16 protein-coding genes are annotated in these 16,279 nt (G+C 65.2%); 5 read left to right on the plus strand and 11 right to left on the minus strand.

The window, feature by feature from the left end:
- Positions 1-61: 61 nt before the first annotated feature.
- The 3 genes from chvE to mmsB all read left to right on the plus strand — a co-directional run bounded on the left by chvE (position 62) and on the right by mmsB (position 3,940).
- Positions 62-1,126, plus strand: coding sequence for a multiple monosaccharide ABC transporter substrate-binding protein (gene chvE, locus KLP42_RS20550; protein ID WP_215568842.1), 1,065 nt, complete (start codon positions 62-64; stop codon positions 1,124-1,126).
- A 64-nt stretch (positions 1,127-1,190) separates the two neighbouring features.
- Positions 1,191-2,753, plus strand: a complete 1,563-nt coding sequence (mmsA, locus tag KLP42_RS20555; RefSeq protein WP_215568844.1) for a multiple monosaccharide ABC transporter ATP-binding protein — start codon at positions 1,191-1,193, stop codon at positions 2,751-2,753.
- Positions 2,750-3,940 carry a multiple monosaccharide ABC transporter permease gene (gene mmsB / locus KLP42_RS20560; RefSeq protein WP_215568846.1) on the plus strand — a complete coding sequence of 397 codons (1,191 nt, stop codon included), beginning with the start codon at positions 2,750-2,752 and terminating at the stop codon, positions 3,938-3,940. The genes mmsA and mmsB overlap by 4 nt, the downstream gene beginning before the upstream one ends.
- A 312-nt stretch (positions 3,941-4,252) precedes the next feature.
- Here the strand turns inward: mmsB and KLP42_RS20565 are convergent, their stop codons facing one another.
- The 11 genes from KLP42_RS20565 to KLP42_RS20615 form a co-directional block, all read right to left on the minus strand.
- A complete protein-coding gene (locus tag KLP42_RS20565; RefSeq protein WP_215568848.1) occupies positions 4,253-5,140 on the minus strand; it encodes a MurR/RpiR family transcriptional regulator in 888 nt (295 codons plus the stop codon).
- A 34-nt stretch (positions 5,141-5,174) separates the two neighbouring features.
- On the minus strand, positions 5,175-6,206 hold the full coding sequence (locus KLP42_RS20570) for an ABC transporter ATP-binding protein (RefSeq protein WP_215568850.1): 1,032 nt from the start codon (positions 6,204-6,206) through the stop codon (positions 5,175-5,177).
- Positions 6,203-6,955 (minus strand): glycerophosphodiester phosphodiesterase family protein, encoded by a 753-nt coding sequence (locus tag KLP42_RS20575; protein WP_215568852.1) that lies wholly within the window; start codon positions 6,953-6,955, stop codon positions 6,203-6,205. The genes KLP42_RS20570 and KLP42_RS20575 overlap by 4 nt, the downstream gene beginning before the upstream one ends.
- Before the next feature lie 35 nt (positions 6,956-6,990).
- Entirely contained in the window at positions 6,991-7,800 is an 810-nt protein-coding gene (locus tag KLP42_RS20580) for a carbohydrate ABC transporter permease (RefSeq protein WP_215568854.1), read from the minus strand.
- Positions 7,790-8,659: a carbohydrate ABC transporter permease gene (locus tag KLP42_RS20585; RefSeq protein ID WP_215568856.1), complete on the minus strand. Its 870-nt coding sequence runs from the start codon at positions 8,657-8,659 to the stop codon at positions 7,790-7,792. Before KLP42_RS20585 ends, KLP42_RS20580 begins: the two co-directional genes overlap by 11 nt.
- Positions 8,660-8,716: 57 nt before the next feature.
- Positions 8,717-9,976 carry an ABC transporter substrate-binding protein gene (locus KLP42_RS20590; RefSeq protein WP_215568858.1) on the minus strand — a complete coding sequence of 420 codons (1,260 nt, stop codon included), beginning with the start codon at positions 9,974-9,976 and terminating at the stop codon, positions 8,717-8,719.
- Positions 9,977-10,194: 218 nt separating this feature from the next.
- Positions 10,195-11,292 carry an alpha/beta hydrolase gene (locus KLP42_RS20595; RefSeq protein ID WP_215568860.1) on the minus strand — a complete coding sequence of 366 codons (1,098 nt, stop codon included), beginning with the start codon at positions 11,290-11,292 and terminating at the stop codon, positions 10,195-10,197.
- A gap of 280 nt (positions 11,293-11,572) precedes the next feature.
- Positions 11,573-12,208 carry an outer membrane protein gene (locus tag KLP42_RS20600; RefSeq protein ID WP_215568862.1) on the minus strand — a complete coding sequence of 212 codons (636 nt, stop codon included), beginning with the start codon at positions 12,206-12,208 and terminating at the stop codon, positions 11,573-11,575.
- Positions 12,209-12,241: 33 nt separating this feature from the next.
- Positions 12,242-12,889, minus strand: a complete 648-nt coding sequence (locus KLP42_RS20605; RefSeq protein WP_252193127.1) for an SH3 domain-containing protein — start codon at positions 12,887-12,889, stop codon at positions 12,242-12,244.
- 9 nt (positions 12,890-12,898) lie between these two features.
- Positions 12,899-13,177, minus strand: a complete 279-nt coding sequence (locus KLP42_RS20610; RefSeq protein ID WP_215568864.1) for a cysteine rich repeat-containing protein — start codon at positions 13,175-13,177, stop codon at positions 12,899-12,901.
- 17 nt (positions 13,178-13,194) lie between these two features.
- Positions 13,195-13,500 (minus strand): hypothetical protein, encoded by a 306-nt coding sequence (locus KLP42_RS20615; RefSeq protein WP_215568866.1) that lies wholly within the window; start codon positions 13,498-13,500, stop codon positions 13,195-13,197.
- Positions 13,501-13,701: 201 nt separating this feature from the next.
- On the opposite strand from KLP42_RS20615, the gene KLP42_RS20620 reads away from it, so the two are divergent.
- Both KLP42_RS20620 and KLP42_RS20625 read left to right on the plus strand, forming a co-directional pair.
- Entirely contained in the window at positions 13,702-14,421 is a 720-nt protein-coding gene (locus KLP42_RS20620; RefSeq protein ID WP_215568868.1) for a response regulator, read from the plus strand.
- The gene (locus KLP42_RS20625; RefSeq protein ID WP_215568870.1) at positions 14,421-15,809 is read left to right on the plus strand and encodes a sensor histidine kinase; all 1,389 of its coding nucleotides are present in this window, start codon (positions 14,421-14,423) and stop codon (positions 15,807-15,809) included. The genes KLP42_RS20620 and KLP42_RS20625 overlap by 1 nt, the downstream gene beginning before the upstream one ends.
- Positions 15,810-16,279 lie beyond the last annotated feature (470 nt).

The following is a 16,279-nucleotide window of genomic DNA, read 5'->3' on the forward strand; positions in this document are numbered from 1 at the left end:
CGCCCACGGGGGATTTTACGGGCGGGTTCGAAGGGAGCCTCGCCACTCAGGAGGAGTAAACATGAAATTTCTGAAGTCTCTCACCACGGCTGCCGTCTTCGCAGCCATGGCCTTTGCCGCACCGGCCGGCGCCGCTGACAAGGGCCTCGTCGGCGTTGCCATGCCGACCAAGTCGTCCGCCCGCTGGATCGCCGACGGCGACAACATGGTGAAGGTTCTGAAGGAGCGCGGCTATGACGTCGACCTGCAGTATGCGGAAGACGACATTCCGAACCAGCTTTCGCAGATCGAGAACATGGTCACCAAGGGCGCCAAGGTCCTCGTGATCGCCTCCATCGACGGCACCACGCTGTCGGACGTTCTGCAGCAGGCTGCCGGCCAGGGCATCAAGGTCATCGCCTATGACCGCCTGATCCGCGACACGCCGAACGTCGACTACTACGCCACCTTCGACAACTTCCAGGTCGGCGTCCTGCAGGCCACCACGCTCGTCAAGGCTCTCAAGGCCGACACCGAGAAGGGCCCGTTCTACATCGAACTGTTCGGCGGCTCTCCGGACGACAACAACGCCTTCTTCTTCTACAACGGCGCCATGAGCGTGCTGCAGCCGCTGATCGACAAGGGCGTGCTGAAGGTCGGTTCCGGCCAGGTCGGCATGGACAAGGTTTCCACGCTGCGTTGGGACGGTGCAACCGCCCAGGCCCGCATGGACGCCATCCTCTCGGCCTACTATGCCGACAAGAAGCTGAATGCCGTTCTGTCGCCCTATGACGGCATCTCCATCGGCATCCTGTCGTCGCTGAAGGGCGTCGGCTACGGTTCCGGCGACATGCCGATGCCGTTCGTATCCGGTCAGGACGCTGAAGTTCCCTCGGTCAAGTCGATCATTGCCGGCGAACAGTATTCGACGATCTTCAAGGACACCCGCGAACTGGCCAAGGTCACCGTCGACATGGTTGACGCCGTCATGAGCGGCAAGGAACCGACCGTCAACGACACCAAGACCTACGACAACGGCAAGAAGGTCGTTCCGTCCTACCTGCTGAAGCCGGTTGCCGTCGACAAGAGCAACTGGAAGGAAGTTCTGGTCGGCTCTGGCTACTACAAGGAAGACCAGCTGAAGTAAGTTCAACCGGTGCGGCGGCGGCAACGCCGCCGCACGTTCCAGAATCCCCATCGGAGAAGATGGCATGCTCGCACCCGTCACTGCGGCCGAACGCCCGCCGATCCTGGAAATGCGCGGCATTTCCAAGTCGTTCGGCGCGGTCAAGGCTCTGTCCGAGGTCAGTTTCACCGTGCGCGAAGGGGAAATCCACGCGCTGGTCGGCGAAAACGGCGCCGGCAAATCGACCCTCATGAAAGTTCTGTCCGGCGTCTATCCGCACGGATCCTACGAAGGCTCCATCCTGTTTGCGGGCGAGGAGCGGCATTTCCGCGACATCAACGATACCGAAGCCCTCGGCATCATCATCATTCACCAGGAACTGGCGCTGATCCCTCTGATGTCCATTGCCGAGAACATCTTTCTCGCCAATGCACCCTCCCGCTTCGGCGTGATCGACCGTTCCGCCGTACACGAGCGCACCAAGGCGCTGCTCGCCAAGGTGGGCCTGAGCGAACAGCCCGACACGCTGATCACCAATCTCGGCGTCGGCAAGCAGCAGCTGGTGGAAATCGCCAAGGCGCTGTCGAAGGACGTGCGCCTGCTGATCCTCGACGAGCCGACCGCATCGCTGAACGAGAAGGACAGCGCCGCCCTGCTGGAACTGCTCAAGGAATTCCGCAACCAGGGCATCACCTCGATCCTGATCAGCCACAAGCTGAACGAAATTTCCGAAGTGGCCGACCGCATCACCGTGCTGCGCGACGGCCGCGCCGTCGACACCATGGACTGTCATGCCGGCGAGGTGCCGGAAGACGAGATCATCCGCAAGATGGTCGACCGCGACATGGAAAGCCGCTACCCGAAGCGCACGCCGAAGATCGGCGAGGTGATCTTCGAGGTCGAGGACTGGTCGGTCTACCATCCGCAGCACACGCATCGCCAGGTGGTGAAGAACCTGTCTCTGAAGGTTCGCGCCGGCGAAGTGGTGGGCATTTCCGGCCTGATGGGTGCCGGGCGCACCGAATTCGCCATGAGCATGTTCGGCCGCTCCTGGGGCCGCAACATCACCGGCACGGTGAAGATGCACGGCAAGCCGGTCGACGTGTCGACCGTCACCAAGGCGATCGGCGCCGGCCTTGCCTATGTCACGGAAGACCGCAAGCAGCTCGGCCTCATCCTGGCGGAGGACATCCGCAAGAACATCTCGCTCGCCAACCTGCCGGGCGTGTCGCGCAGCAATGTCATCGACGACATTTCGGAGATGAAGGTCGCGCAGGAATTCAGGGCGCGCATGCGCATCCGCAGCCACAATGTCTATCAGGAAACCGGCAAGCTGTCCGGCGGCAACCAGCAGAAGGTGGTGCTGTCGAAATGGCTGTTCACCAATCCGGACCTGCTGATCCTCGACGAGCCGACCCGCGGCATCGACGTGGGTGCGAAGTATGAAATCTATTCCATCATCAACGAACTCGCGGATGCCGGAAAGGCAGTCGTGGTGATTTCCTCGGAAATGCCGGAGCTGATCGGGATCTGCGATCGCATCCTGGTCATGCATGAGGGCGAATTCGTCGGCGAAGTGGCCGGCGCGGACGCCACCCAGGAGAACATCATGCGCGCCATCATGCGCCGCAAGGGGAGAGAAGAATGACCACGACCGAAACCTCCGCGCCCGCGCCCCAGTCGGCGACGGCGTTCCTCAAGGATAATCTGCGCGAATACGGGATGCTGATGTCGCTCGTCGTCATCGTCATCTTCTTCCAGCTCGCCACCGGCGGCATCCTCCTGAAGCCGCTGAACCTGACCAACATCATCCTGCAGAACAGCTATATCGTCATCATGGCGCTCGGCATGCTGATGATCATCGTCACCGGCCATATCGACCTGTCGGTCGGCTCGGTCGCCGGCTTCATCGGCGCCGTCGCGGCGATGATGATGGTGCAGTATAATTTCGACTTCGTCACGGCGAGCATCATCTGCCTCGTCCTCGGCGGCCTGATCGGCGCCGTGCAGGGCTATTTCGTCGCCTATTTCAAGATCCCGTCCTTCATCGTGACGCTGGCCGGCATGCTGGTGTTCCGCGGCTTCATGATCGCGGTGCTGAGCGGCCGCTCCATCGGCCCGTTCGACGTAACGTTCCAGAAGCTGTCGTCCGGCTTCATCCCGGAATTCATCTCGTCCGAAGGCGGCGTCTACTTCACCTCGCTGATCCTCGGCGTGGCGCTTGCCGCCTTCCTGGTCTGGCAGAATGTCAGAAGCCGGGCACGCCGCATGTCGCATGGCGTCGAGACGGAGCCGTTCGGCTTCTTCATCGGCAAGAACATCGTCGTTCTGGCCGCCGTCAGCTACATTGCCTATCTGATTGCCTCGCATCGCGGCATGCCGAACGTGCTGATCATCATGGCGGTGCTGATCGCCGCCTATGGCTTCTTCACCAACCGCACCATCATCGGCCGGCAGATCTATGCGGTCGGCGGCAATGCCCGCGCGGCGGAACTGTCCGGCATCAAGACGCAGCGCCTGGTGTTCTGGACCTTTGCCAACATGGGCGTTCTGGCGGCACTCGGCGGCCTGGTGGTGGCCGCGCGCCTCAACAGCGCCACCCCGAAGGCCGGCTCCGGTTTCGAGCTGGACGTGATCGCGGCCTGCTTCATCGGCGGCGCCTCGGCCTATGGCGGCGTCGGCAAGGTGACGGGCGCCGTCATCGGCGCCTTCCTGATGGGCGTGATGAACAACGGCATGTCCATTCTCGGCATCGGCATCGACTACCAGCAGGTCATCAAGGGCCTCGTGCTGCTCGGCGCCGTCTGCGTGGACGTCTACAACCAGCGTCGTTGAGCATCCTCCCAAGCGTTCCGACCTGACGAAAGGCCGCGAGACCGCAAGGTTTCGCGGCCTTTCCTTTGGCATCCGCTGCGGCCCGCGACGGGCAGCAGCGCACCAGGCACGGCCAAGCGTTCCATAATACAGATTACCTACCAAGATTTTGTAGCCGGGTGGGTTCAAGGATGAAGTGCGACCTGCCAATGATACCAATGGGTTATCATATGCATGGAGACTGCATCGCGCTCCGTGTCTGCCAGGGAAACATGCCAAGATATCGCGCCACCGAGACGGAGCGCGAGCGCGCGTCCGCCCCCGGACATAGCCTCAAAGCAGAGACGGCGACAGCCCGGCCTCGGCGCGGAAGGCCTTGAAGCCGCCGAGGGCGCGCAGCGAGCGGCCGTCGTCGATGGCGGCAAGGTCGAGGATGACGGCATTGGCAATCGTCATCGGCACGACCAGCGACTGCGATTCTCCGGCGCTGCCGCGCGAGATCGCGATCTGATGATGCGGCGCCGGGTCCATGCGGGCGGCGTTGAGATCGGTCAGGGCCAGAACCCGGGTGCCGCGCTCGGCCGCGATCTGGCGCACTTCGGACAACAGCGGCGAGGGCCGGCGGAAGGCGAATAGCCACAGCACGTCCTCGGCGCCGAGGCGCCACAGCGCCTCCGGCAGCTGGTGCATCTGGCTGCCGAGATCGACCGCCTCATAGCCGGAGCGCGTCAGCCTCAGCGTCGTCAGTGCCGAGAGGCTGCCGGAATGGCCGCGGCCGAACACGAAGATACGCCGGCAGTCCCTGAGCGTGGTGGAAAAGGCGCGGATATCGGCATCGGAGACGCTGGTGCGCACATTGTTGAGCGCGGCGATCTCGCTGTCCAGCATGGAGGCGAGCAAGCCCCCCTCCTCCGCCCGCACCAGACGGGCGGCCATGCGGGCGGCGGGGCTTTCGAAATCGCCGGCGCCCTCGATCAGGCTGGCCTGCAGGAAGCTGCGAAATTCCGGATAGCCCTTGAAGCCGAGGCGGCGCGCCAGCCGCACGGCAGAGGCCGGATGCACGCCGGCACGGAAGGAGACATCCTTGCCGTTTTCCATGGCGCCGCGGATCGGATCCTGAATCAGAACGTCGAGAAGCCGCGTGTCGGCATCGGTGAGCCGGCCGGAATGACGGCTGATCAGATCGCCCAATGCCTGCGGTATCGCGTCCTGCCTGTCCATCGGTCCTCGATCTTCCGTCTTCGGTTGCCTGCGCTCAGCGCGTGAGCTCTACCCGCTCTCCGTTCTGGTTATCGAAAAACAGTGCCCGGTCAAGATCGTAGGATATCCACAGGCTCTCTGTCCCGCCCTGCAGGTCGCGACGCGGGGCGATTGCCGTCAGGCGACCGGCCGGACTGTCACAATGCAGCAACAGATCCGAGCCCGTCATCTCCGACATCACCAGGCGCACCGGCAGCGATGGGCCCTTCGGCGCCTGCGCATGCACGGTCAGGATATCCGGACGCAGGCCCGCCGTCAGCCCCTGCATGCCCTGCCAGCCCGGCAGCTTGTCTGCGGCGACGAAATTGATCGGCGGCACGCCGAGAAAGCCGGCGACAAAGCGGTTGGCGGGGCGGTCGTAGATCACCTCCGGCCGGTCGAACTGCTGCAGGTGGCCATCCTTCATGACAGCCACCCGGTCGGCCAGCGACAGGGCCTCCGTCTGGTCATGCGTGACATAGACGATGGTGGCGCCGAGCTGGCGGTGCAGATCCTTGATCTCGGTGCGCATCGCCACCCTGAGCGCGTTGTCGAGGTTCGACAGCGGCTCGTCCATCAGGAAGGTGGAGGTGTTGCGGGCCATGGCACGGCCCATGGCGACGCGCTGGCGCTGGCCGCCGGACAGCGCGCCAGGCTTGCGCTCCAGATAGGGTTCCAGCTGCAGCATGCGCGCCACTTCCTCGGCCCGCCGGTTGCGTTCGGCCTTCGGCATGCCGCGCAGTTCCAGCCCGAAGGCGATGTTTTCGCGCACGCTCATATGGGGATAGAGCGCATAGTTCTGGAAGATCATCGCGATGTCGCGATCCTGCGGCGCCAGATCATTGGCGCGAATGCCGGCAATCTCGATCTCGCCCGCATCGGCACGCTCCAGCCCGGCGATCAGCCGCAGCAGCGTGGACTTGCCGCAGCCGGAGGGGCCGACAATGACGATGAACTCGCCGGGATGGAACTCCATCGACACATCGTGCAGCACAGTCGGCCCGCCCGGATAGGCCTTGCGAATGTTGCGAAGGGCAATGCCGCTCATGCCGCTGCCTCCTTCTGGCGAAAGGCATCGCGGCGCGCAATCGCCAGCGTCGGCCGGTCGGTGGTGAACACCTTGACGCCGAGCGCCAGCGCCCTGTCGATCTGCGCCGGCGTGTGGGCGGCCCAGCAGCCGAAATCGAGCCCGGCAGTCCACACCGCAGCGGCGACCTCTGCATCGGCGGTGTCGACATGCACGCCGATTTCCGGCACGCCATGCGCCTTGCACAGTTCGATCACGCCTTGGACGCCAACCTGCTTCAGCACCGGCGGGCTGACCAGCCAGAGCCGCGGCCGGTCCGTCGCTGCCGCAAGCTCGTCCAGCGAGGCCAGCAGGAAGGAGGAAAAGGTGGTGCGCGCCAGCATGGCGTGGCGGGCCAACAGGTCGATCACCTTCGGCACGAAATCCGCATACGGCCGGCCATCGGCGCCCGGCTTGATTTCGCAGCGGAAATCGACACCGGAGGGGGCATAGAGGCTGCAGAGTTCCTCAAGCGTCAGCGGATGGCCGCCTGCGCTGTAATGGATGGTGGCGGCCTTCACCTCGGCCAGCGTGAGGCCCGCAATCGCGCCGCAGCAATCGGTCGTCCCTTCGAGCGTCGGATCGTGGTGGACGACGATCGCGCCGTCGGCTGTCGGGTGGACGTCGAATTCCACTTCCTCCAGCGGCATGGCAGCGGTGGCGGCAAAGCCGCGCGGCGTGCTGTCGCCATATTCGAGCGTGCCGCCGCGATGGGATGCGATGCGTGTCATCAGTCTGGTCTTCCCCGTTTCGTCTTTTGAGAGGTTCATTTCACGGCACCCATGGTGATGCCGCGCACGAGATGGCGCTCCACAGCCAGGAAACCGACGAGCACCGGCAGGATGGTGATGGTGGAGGCGGCCATGACAAGCGGCCAGTCAATCAGCCCCTCGCCCGGATTGATGCGGTAGAGCCGCGCAAGGCCGATCTGCAGGGTGTACAGATCCTGCTTGCCTACCGCGACGAGCGGCCAGATGTAGTTGTTCCACTCGGTGATGAAGATGTAGAGCGCCATGGAGGAGATCGCCGGCTTGGAGAGCGGCACGATGATGCGCCACAGCACCTGCAGATGCGTTGCGCCATCCATATAGGCCGCCTCGTCCAGCGCCTTCGGGATGCCGCGAATATATTGCCGCAGGAAGAAGGCCGCGAAACCGTTGGAAATCGCCGGCAGGATCAGCCCCGCATAGGTGTCGAGCAGGCCTGCCTTCGCAAGAGTCAGATAATTCGGGATGAGGCTGATATGGCTCGGGATCATGAGCGTCGCAACGGTCGCGCCGAACATCAGGTCGCCGCCGGGAAACCGGAAGCGGGCAAAGGCGAAGGCGGCAAGCGTTGCCACCGTGATGCCGAGAACGGTGACGAGGCCGGAGACGATCAGGCTGTTGATCAGGTAGCGGGCGAAACTGAACTGGGTGATGGCACGCTCGTAATTGTCCAGCGTGAAGCTGACACGGCCGGCATAGAAGGCATCGGCCGTCTGGAACGACATCCAGACCGAGTAGAGAACCGGCGCGAGGAACAGCAGGCCGGCCGCCAGCGAGAGCATCGTCAGGATGGGGTTTTCAGGCTTCATAATGCACCTTGCGGCCGATGATGCGCGATTTGAGAATGGCAAGCGCCACGAGCAGAACGAAGAGGATGACGGCAAGCGCCGAGCCGCGGCCGATGTCGAACAGTTCGAAACCGATCTCGTAGAGCAGGTTGACCAGCATGTCGGTGGCGCCGGCCGGACCGCCCCGCGTCATCACGTTGACGATGGTGAAGACCTGGAAGGCCTCGATCACCGAGATGACCAGCAGGAAATAGGTGGTGGGCATCACCAGCGGCATCGTCACGCGGCGAAAGACGTGGAAGCGCCTCCCGCCATCGACGGCCGCGGCATCGTAAAGCTCCTGCGGGATCGCCTGCAGGCCGGCAATATAGATGACGATGTCATAGCCGATCTGCTTCCAGGTGTTGACGAGGATCAGCACCCAGAGCGCCAGATGCGGATCCTGCAGCCATTGCGGTCGGCCGAGCCCCAGTGTCGCGAGAACCGCGTTCACCATGCCGTAATCGGTGGAAAACACCCAGGAAAACACCACCGCGATCGAAACGGTCGATGTGACGGAGGGCAGAAACAGCGCGCCGCGCAGCAGGCGGGCGGGCAGCGTTTCGCGCACCAGCCAGCTGGCGATGGCAAGGGCCGCCCCCAGCCTCAGCGGCACGGAAAAAACGGCAAACAGGGTGGTCACCCACAGCGAATTCCAGAAGTCTGCCGAGGCGAACAGTTCCTCGTAATTGCGAAGCCCGACGAAGGGCATGTCGGGGGTGAGGAAATTCCACTGGCGCAGGCTGAGGTTCAGGCTCGTCAGGATCGGAACATAGGTGAACACCGCGATGAAGATCATCAGCGGCGCAACGAAGAAGTAGGGCGTCAGCTTGCGGAGCATTGTTTGTCTGCACCGGTCGGACCTTTGCCCGACCGGCGCCCCTGAAGGTTGAAGCGATCAGTTTCCGGCGCGCTGGCTTTCCTTGCGCGTCTGTTCGGCAAAGTCCTTCAGCGCCTCGTCGGCCTTGCGCTGACCCAGCGCAATCGACTGCCACACCTTGTATTCATTGGTGCGCATCCAGGTGACGAAGGTGGAACGGGCGCGGCCATGGGCATATGGCAGCGAATTGATCGCCACATCGATGCCCGGCTGGCTTTCCAGCGCCTTGACGGCGACAGGAAGGGCAGCACTCTTCTTGTTGATAGGCAGATAGCCGGTTGCGGCAAACCAGGCGGCGTTTGCTTCGGGCGAGGCGGCGTAGCTTACGAACTTGTAGGCCGCATCCTGCACCTCCTTCGGGGAAGACGCCATGATGCCAATGCCGGCGCCGCCGATCGGAACCGAGCAGACCTTGTTGCAGGGCATGGGCCGCACGACGAGATTGTCGCCCAGCGCCTTCCTGCGGCCGCCATAGCTGCCGGTCGAATCCATGTCCATGCCGACCTTGCCGGCCATGAAGGCGGCATTGCCCTTGTCCTCGTCGGTCACGCCATCGGGCGAGGCGACCTTGTACTCGTTAACCAGCGAGCCCATCCACTGATAGGCCTCGATGGTGTTCGGTTTGTCGAGCAGGATCTCGTTGGTCTTCGGATTAATCAGCTCGCTGTCATTGGCCATGACCAGGCCCCAGCGGGCGAACTGGCCGGGCGCGCCTATTCCGGAAATGCCCTCTGCGCCCAGCTTTTCCTGGATCGTCTTGGCCGCCTTGAGGATGTCGTCATAGGTCTTCAGCGGCGTATCGACGGAAAGACCGGCGCGGGCAAAGATATCCTTGTTGAGATAAAGGACCGGCGTCGAGGAGTTGAACGGCACGACATAGTTCTTGCCGTTGATGACGCCGATTTCGCGGGCGAAGTCGTAAAGATCATCCTTCAGCGGATCGGCATCGACGTAGGGCGTCAGATCGGTCAGGATGTTGTTGTTGGCAAACAGCCCGTAGCGGGTGATCTCGAGGATCACGGCATCCGGTGCGCGACGGGCCGGAATGGCCGCCTGAAGCTTGGCAACCAGATCATTGTAATTGCCGACAAATTCCGGCTCGACATCGATATCGGGATGGGCGGCCTCGAAACTTGCGATGATCTTGTTCAGCGCCTCCCCATTGGTCTTGCTGAACGTGTGCCAGAACTTGACGGTGGTGGCGGCCTCGGCCGTGCCGACGGTCGCAAACAGGGCGAAAACGCTGGCTGCAATCACGGAATGCAATTTGCGTGTCATCTCTCTCCTCTGCAAGTTAAATTGCATAATGCCGATGTAAGGCCGCTGCAAGACAGTTTGTTGACCCCTATGCAAAGGTTTTGTGAAGCTTACACAAGCCTTCCTCCCACGGAAGCGTGGATGTCCCGCGCCGCCGCATCCGCAAAACAAAGGCGCCGGATCGTTTCTTGCGATCCGGCGCCTTCGTTCATCCGTCGCCCAAGCGGGCCTGCGCCGCCTCAGGGAGGTGCGTTGGCGATGGCGGAGATGGCGCGCACCGGTGCAAGCGTCGCGCGGCCGATCAGCGTGCGGCCGATGGCAGGCGCTGTCTCCAGGTTCTGCTCGGAAAGCCGTGCCGTCAGCGATTGCAGCATCTCGGAGGATTCGGCAAAGGCATTGTGGCCGAGCGGGTCGAGCTGCTTGGCATCCGTCGCATCGATGAAGGAGATGCCATGCTCGGCCATGATCGTCTCGTAGGGCCTGAGATCCGCGCCGCCCAGCCGCTCCACATCGCCGGCAATGAAGGTGGAGATCTTCAAGGCCTTGTCCTTGCGCGAGGAATAGATGGTGATGTGCGGATGCTTGTCGCCCAGTTCCAGCACCTGCCGGCGGAACACGTCGATATCGATGTCCGGCGAGGCCAGCACGACGTTGTGGATCTTCGGCGACACGCGGCCGTGGCGGATCGCCAGTTCGCGCAGCGCCTCCATGGTGAGCCAGGAGCCCATCGAATGGGCGAGGATGGTCACGTCGGCGACATCCGGCGAGGCGGTGATCTTCTCCAGCCCCTCGACCAGGCCGAAGCGCGAATAGATCGTGCTTTCCCGGTCATAGACATAGTCCAGCGCATTGGCGCGCGAGGGCCAGGTGAACAGCACCGGCGCGGCATCCACCCGGATGTCATGGGCGATCTGCGCAAAGCGGAACACCGCTTCCGTATAGTTGTTGTTGAAGCCGTGCACGAAAACCAGCACGCGGCGCGAGCGGTTGCCGGTGCGCTTGAACCAGGCCTGCGCGCCGGGGCCATCGACCGTCTGCACCCGCGTCACCACGAAGGATTTCTGCGGATCGGGCTTGCCCCTTTCGGGCGGCAGTTCGATGGCGCCCACCTCGCGCCCGTGCACCGGCGGGATGGAGACGACCACATTGTCGAGCCGCAAGCTCTCGCCGCGCTCGCCGCTGTAGCGCACGGCCGGATCGTCGGACGGTGCACGCGTGGTCGCCACCAGCATGTCCACCCGTTTTTCCGGTGGCGGATCGAAGGCGACCGGCACCATCGCATCCGGGCGATGGCCGCAGGCGCCAAGCGCCAGAGCAACCACCACCATCATTGTCATTGTTATGCGCCATGACCCGCGCCTTTCGGCAGCCGACATCCCCCCGGAGGCCGGCGCACCGCTGTTGTCGAAACCCATGTCGCCCTGCAAGGCGGCTCCCTTCTCGTCGGGCCGCACCCTGCGGCCCGTTCAAACCCGTCTGCCCTGCGCCATAGCATCCCGCCTGCCCCTTGAGTCAATCGCGGAGGCGCCAGACGCAGCAGAGAGAGACAGCCATGCGAGAATTGCGGCAGGCTTGCGGCATCGGCGCCGCATCGCCGCCGGACGGCCGGAGGAAGGGTCAGAAGCGACGCCTGAGGCCGAGATTGACCGACTGCGAGCTGTAGCTGCCCTCCACCGCAACCCCGCCCGAATTGACGCTCGACTGGTCGGCCGACCAGACATGGCGATAATCGGCAAAGGCATCCCAGCGCTCGTCGATCTTCATCAGGACGCCGGCAATCGCCTGGCCGGCAAGCATGGTGTCGTCGTCATGCACCGTATCGCCCGCCACCCGCTGCACGAGATCATGGCTGACATGGGCAACGCCGATGCCCCCGCCGAGATAGGGCGTGAAGCGGCTGCTGTTGTCGAAATCGTAGATCACGTTGATGAAGGCGGTCTCGGCGCGCGTCTTGCCGCCATCGGCTTCGGCGATCGAGGTGTCGATATTGGAAATGTCGTTGCGGCGCGTGCCGACCTCCAGCTCGGTGCGCAGGCCGCTCTCGAAGCGGTAACCGGCAAAGCCCGAGAAACCGGCACCGAGGTCGTATTCCGCCTGGTCGGTGCCGCCGGCATGCGAAAAATCCGTGCGGGCACCGGTCAGCGCGCCGGATGCGCCGAGATAGAAGCCGCTGTCGCCGGCGCCGGCGGTTGTCGTGGCGAACAGCAGAACAAGGGTGGCCAGGACAAAGGGCCGGCTGGAAGCAAATGCCATGCGAAAACTCCTCGTTGAAGGGAAAGGGGATCATCAGCGCTCGATGATGCGGCTGTGGCTGTTGCCGCGCGGGCCGGTGCGGGTCAGCGAGCAGGAGCGGTCCGGCCGGCTGCAGGTTCTTTCGCGGCTCGCCTGCCGGCCGGCGGGGCCGGTCACCACCCGTTCGGTCGTGCAGGCCCCGTCGGCGCAGCGCTGCGTGCGCTCGATGCTGGTGCCCGGCGGCAGCGGCGGATGTCCCGGCGGGTGATGCGGCGGATAGGGAGGCCGGCCATAGGGCGGGCGATAGGGCCAGGGCGCATACCAGGGATAGCGCACATAGTGACGCTCCCAATAGGTCCGGTCATAGGCCACGACCACGATGCCGAGGCTCGGCGCCAGCGCCGGCGTCAGCACCACCGGCACCCCGGCATGGACCACCTGCACATAGCTGGCCGAGACCCAGCCGCGATGGACGCCGAAGGCGACATCGCACCAGCTGTAGCCGGCATGACAGCCATGGAGGCTGATCGCCACGCCCGCCGGGATGACGGTGACGACCGGATAGACGGTCGAGGGGCCGGCCCTCAGGTTGACGCTCGCCAGCGAAACCGCTCGCAGGGTCGTCGCTGCCGCAGCCGGCTGGGCCGCGGCCGGTAGGGCCGCAAGCATCACAGCAAAAAGCATCCGGTCCATCATCCTCATGGCGGCCTCCTATCGCTGCATCAGGCTTGAGAGCGCGGTGTCGCAGGCCGTCGAGACCTTGTCGCGGTTGTCGCGCAGGCAGGCGGCGATGCGCCCCTCGCCGGGCTCGACACGGGCGCACAGCGTCTCGATATCCGTGCGGCAATCGCGGGCGATGGTCTTTGCCTTGGCGCGCATGGCGGGCGTCATCTGCATCTGGGCGGCTGCCTCGCCGGCCAGTCCGCCCGCAAGTCCGCTGATCAGTCCGCCGGCCAGCAGGCCGGCCGTGAGAAGGCGATATCCGTGCATCGGTCGCTTGCCTTTCCTCAATAGCGCTGAAGGCTGCCGCTGCGGGTGACGGAATGGCCGCGCGGGCCGGTGGTGGTGCGGCTGCCGGTGCAATGGCCATCCGCGCAGCTTGCCGTGCCGCTGCGCGACAGGGTGGCACCGTCCGGCCCGGTGCGGGTGATGGAGCGGGCGCAGGTGCCGGCGCTGCAGCCTCCCTCGGCATGCAGGCTGGCGGTGCCATGCGGGCCGGAAACGCTGCCCTGCCGGCTGAAGGCCTGGGCCTGGCCGCCGGCGGCAAGCGCCAGAAGGGCGGCGAAGGCGCCGGCGGAAACGGTCTTGAACATGGGGATAATCCTTGTGCATCTGAGGTTGCACGCCGCAGACGGGGGTGAGGCTCCGGCGCAGGACGAAGAATGCCGCCCGCATGTCGCCGGGCTTTGTCGCGCATGTCGCGAAGTGCAGGGATTTGTCGCCGGTCTGTAGCAATTTGTATCGGCGCGCCGCGGGCGCTTGATTTCGCGGGCCGGCTTGTCCATCGTCCGCGCATGGAGCGCACCTCGCAGACCATTCTTGTCGTCGATGACGATGCCGAGATCCGGCAGCTCGTGGGCGACCTGCTGCGGCGCGAGGGTTACGCGGTCGAGACCGCCGAGGACGCCGCCGCCATGGATCTGCTCATGGCCCGCCACCTGCCGGATCTCGTCATCCTCGACCTGATGATGCCGGGCGAGGACGGCCTGTCCGTGTGCCGGCGCCTCAGCGCCAGCCAGCCGGCCCTGCCGCTGCTGATGCTGACGGCCAAGAGCGACGAGACGGACCGCGTCGTCGGCCTGGAACTGGGGGCGGACGACTATCTCGTCAAGCCGTTCGGCCCGCGCGAGCTTCTGGCAAGGGTGCGGGCGCTGCTGCGCCGCGCCTCGCTGCGCACGCAGCGCCCGCCGAGCCGCCGCTATGCCTTCGACCGTTTCGTCGTCGATCTCGATGCGCGGCAGGTGGAGGTGGAGGGCGCCGGCCTGCTGGGGCTGACCAGCGGCGAGTTCGATCTCCTCTCCTGCTTCGTGCTGCGTCCGCGCCGCGTGCTCTCGCGCGACCAGATCCTCGACTGGACGCATGGCCGCAGCGCCGATCCCTTCGACAGGACCGTGGATCTGCTGGTCTCGCGGCTGCGTCGCAAGCTGGAAACGGCAAGCCCGGACAGCCATCTGATCAGCACCGTGCGCAATGGCGGCTATCTGCTGACGGCGCCGGTGCGGCCGGTGACGTGATGGCCTCGCTCGGTCTGTCCCGCCGGCTGCTGGCCATTGGCGGCGCCAGCCTGCTGGCCCTGTGGCTGTGCCTGCTCGGCTTCTACTATCTCGCCAACGGCTACAGCCGCGCCAGCGTCGATCCGGCGCCGGGGCAGATCCTGTCGATCGCCATGCTGTTCCGCCAGCAGGCGGAGGAGGACTGGCCGCTTCTGATCGATGCGCTGGCCACGCCCTATCTTACACTGCGCGTGACCCCGGAAGGGCCGCCGCCGCGGAACACAACCGACCTGGAAGGGCTCGACGACTATGGCGCCTATCGCCGGATGCTGGGCGAGCAGCTTCTGTCCGTGCGCCTGCTCGCGCCCGATCGCGGCCGGCGCTGGCTGAGGCCCTATATGGGGGCGCGCAACCCGGTGCAGTTCCGCCTGCAGCTGCAGCCCGGCCGGGTGCTGGTGATCGAGACGCGCTCGCCCGTCATCTTCAACGGCCTCGGCCTGCCGGCAGGCTTCGGCGCCGGCCTGCTCGGCACGCTGTTCGGCGTGGTGGCGCTGGTGCTTCTGCATCGCGAGGTGCGCCCGCTGATCCGGCTGGCGGAGGCGGTCGACCGCATCGACCCGACCGGAGCGCCGGTGCCGCTGCCGGTCCTCAAGGGGGCGGCGCCGGAAACCCGGGCGCTGGTCACGGCCTTCGAGCGGCTGCAGGGCCGGCTTCATGCCATCCTGAGGGCAAGGCTTGCGCTGATCGGCGGCATCCAGCACGATGTGCGCACCTTCGCCACGCGGCTGCGGCTGCGGCTCGAGCACATTCCCGACGAGGCGGTGCGGGAGAAGGCGGTGGCCGACATCACCGACATGATCGAGCTTCTCGACAATGCGCTTCTGTCCGGCCGCGCCGGCGTCGGCGCGCTCGACGAGGAACTGCTCGATCTTGCCGAGCTTCTCGAACAGGAGGTGGCCGACCGCCATGGCGCAGGCGCGCCCGTTTCGTTTTCCCGCGCCTACGGCGACCCCGCCCCGGCACCGCCGCCGGCCGGCGGCGATCAGGCCGCGCCAGTGATCGGTGACCGCCTGGCGCTCAGACGCATCTTCGCCAATCTTATCGACAATGCGCTTTGCTACGGAAAAACGGCGCATGTGACCCTGACCCGCGATACCGACCACCTGACCGTCACCATCGATGACGAAGGACCCGGCATTGCGCCAGACCAGCGCGAACTGTTGCTGGAACCCTTCGTGCGGCTGGAAACCTCAAGGGCGCGCAAGACCGGCGGCGCCGGGCTTGGCCTGGCGGTGGCGCGCACGCTGGCGGAAGCGCATGGCGGCAGCCTGCGATTGCTCGATGCCCCCGGCGGCGGGGCGCGCGCCGAAATCCGCCTGCCCTGCTTTCGTGACGCTCCGGCGTCCTGAGCCGACGCACCGTGCCTTCTGAAACCGGTCGCGATTGCGGCACCGCTTTCGGCGTTCCGCCGCCTGGCCGCTCCGCGTCCGCCTCCCCTGACGATCAGCTGGCCCTCCCTGGCCCTCCCCTTGGCCCTCGCCTTGCCCCTCCCCTGGCCCTTCCCGCTCCGCGCCTCCGGCCGTCCTTATCGCAGGGACTGCGTACCGCCCGGCCCACAGCGGCCTTGACAAGATCCGATCTCCGAATCCATACTTCGTCAAGTTGCCGAACAAATTAGGCGCAGGTTCCGCCGGACGAGGACGAGAGCGTGGAGAGAGGCATGGAGAGGCCGACAGAGGCACGCGCGCAGAAGGCTTTGCGACAGCCTGCCGCCGCCTGCCCGGCCGTCCCGCGCGTCCTCGCCGCAGCGCTTGCTGCGCCGCCGGCCCCTGGCCCTTGCGGCACCCCCGTTTCCCGGGCCGCTGGCGCCCGATGGAAA

This window comes from Rhizobium sp. CSW-27 (assembly GCF_018760785.1).
Taxonomy (GTDB): Bacteria; Pseudomonadota; Alphaproteobacteria; order Rhizobiales; family Rhizobiaceae; genus Neorhizobium.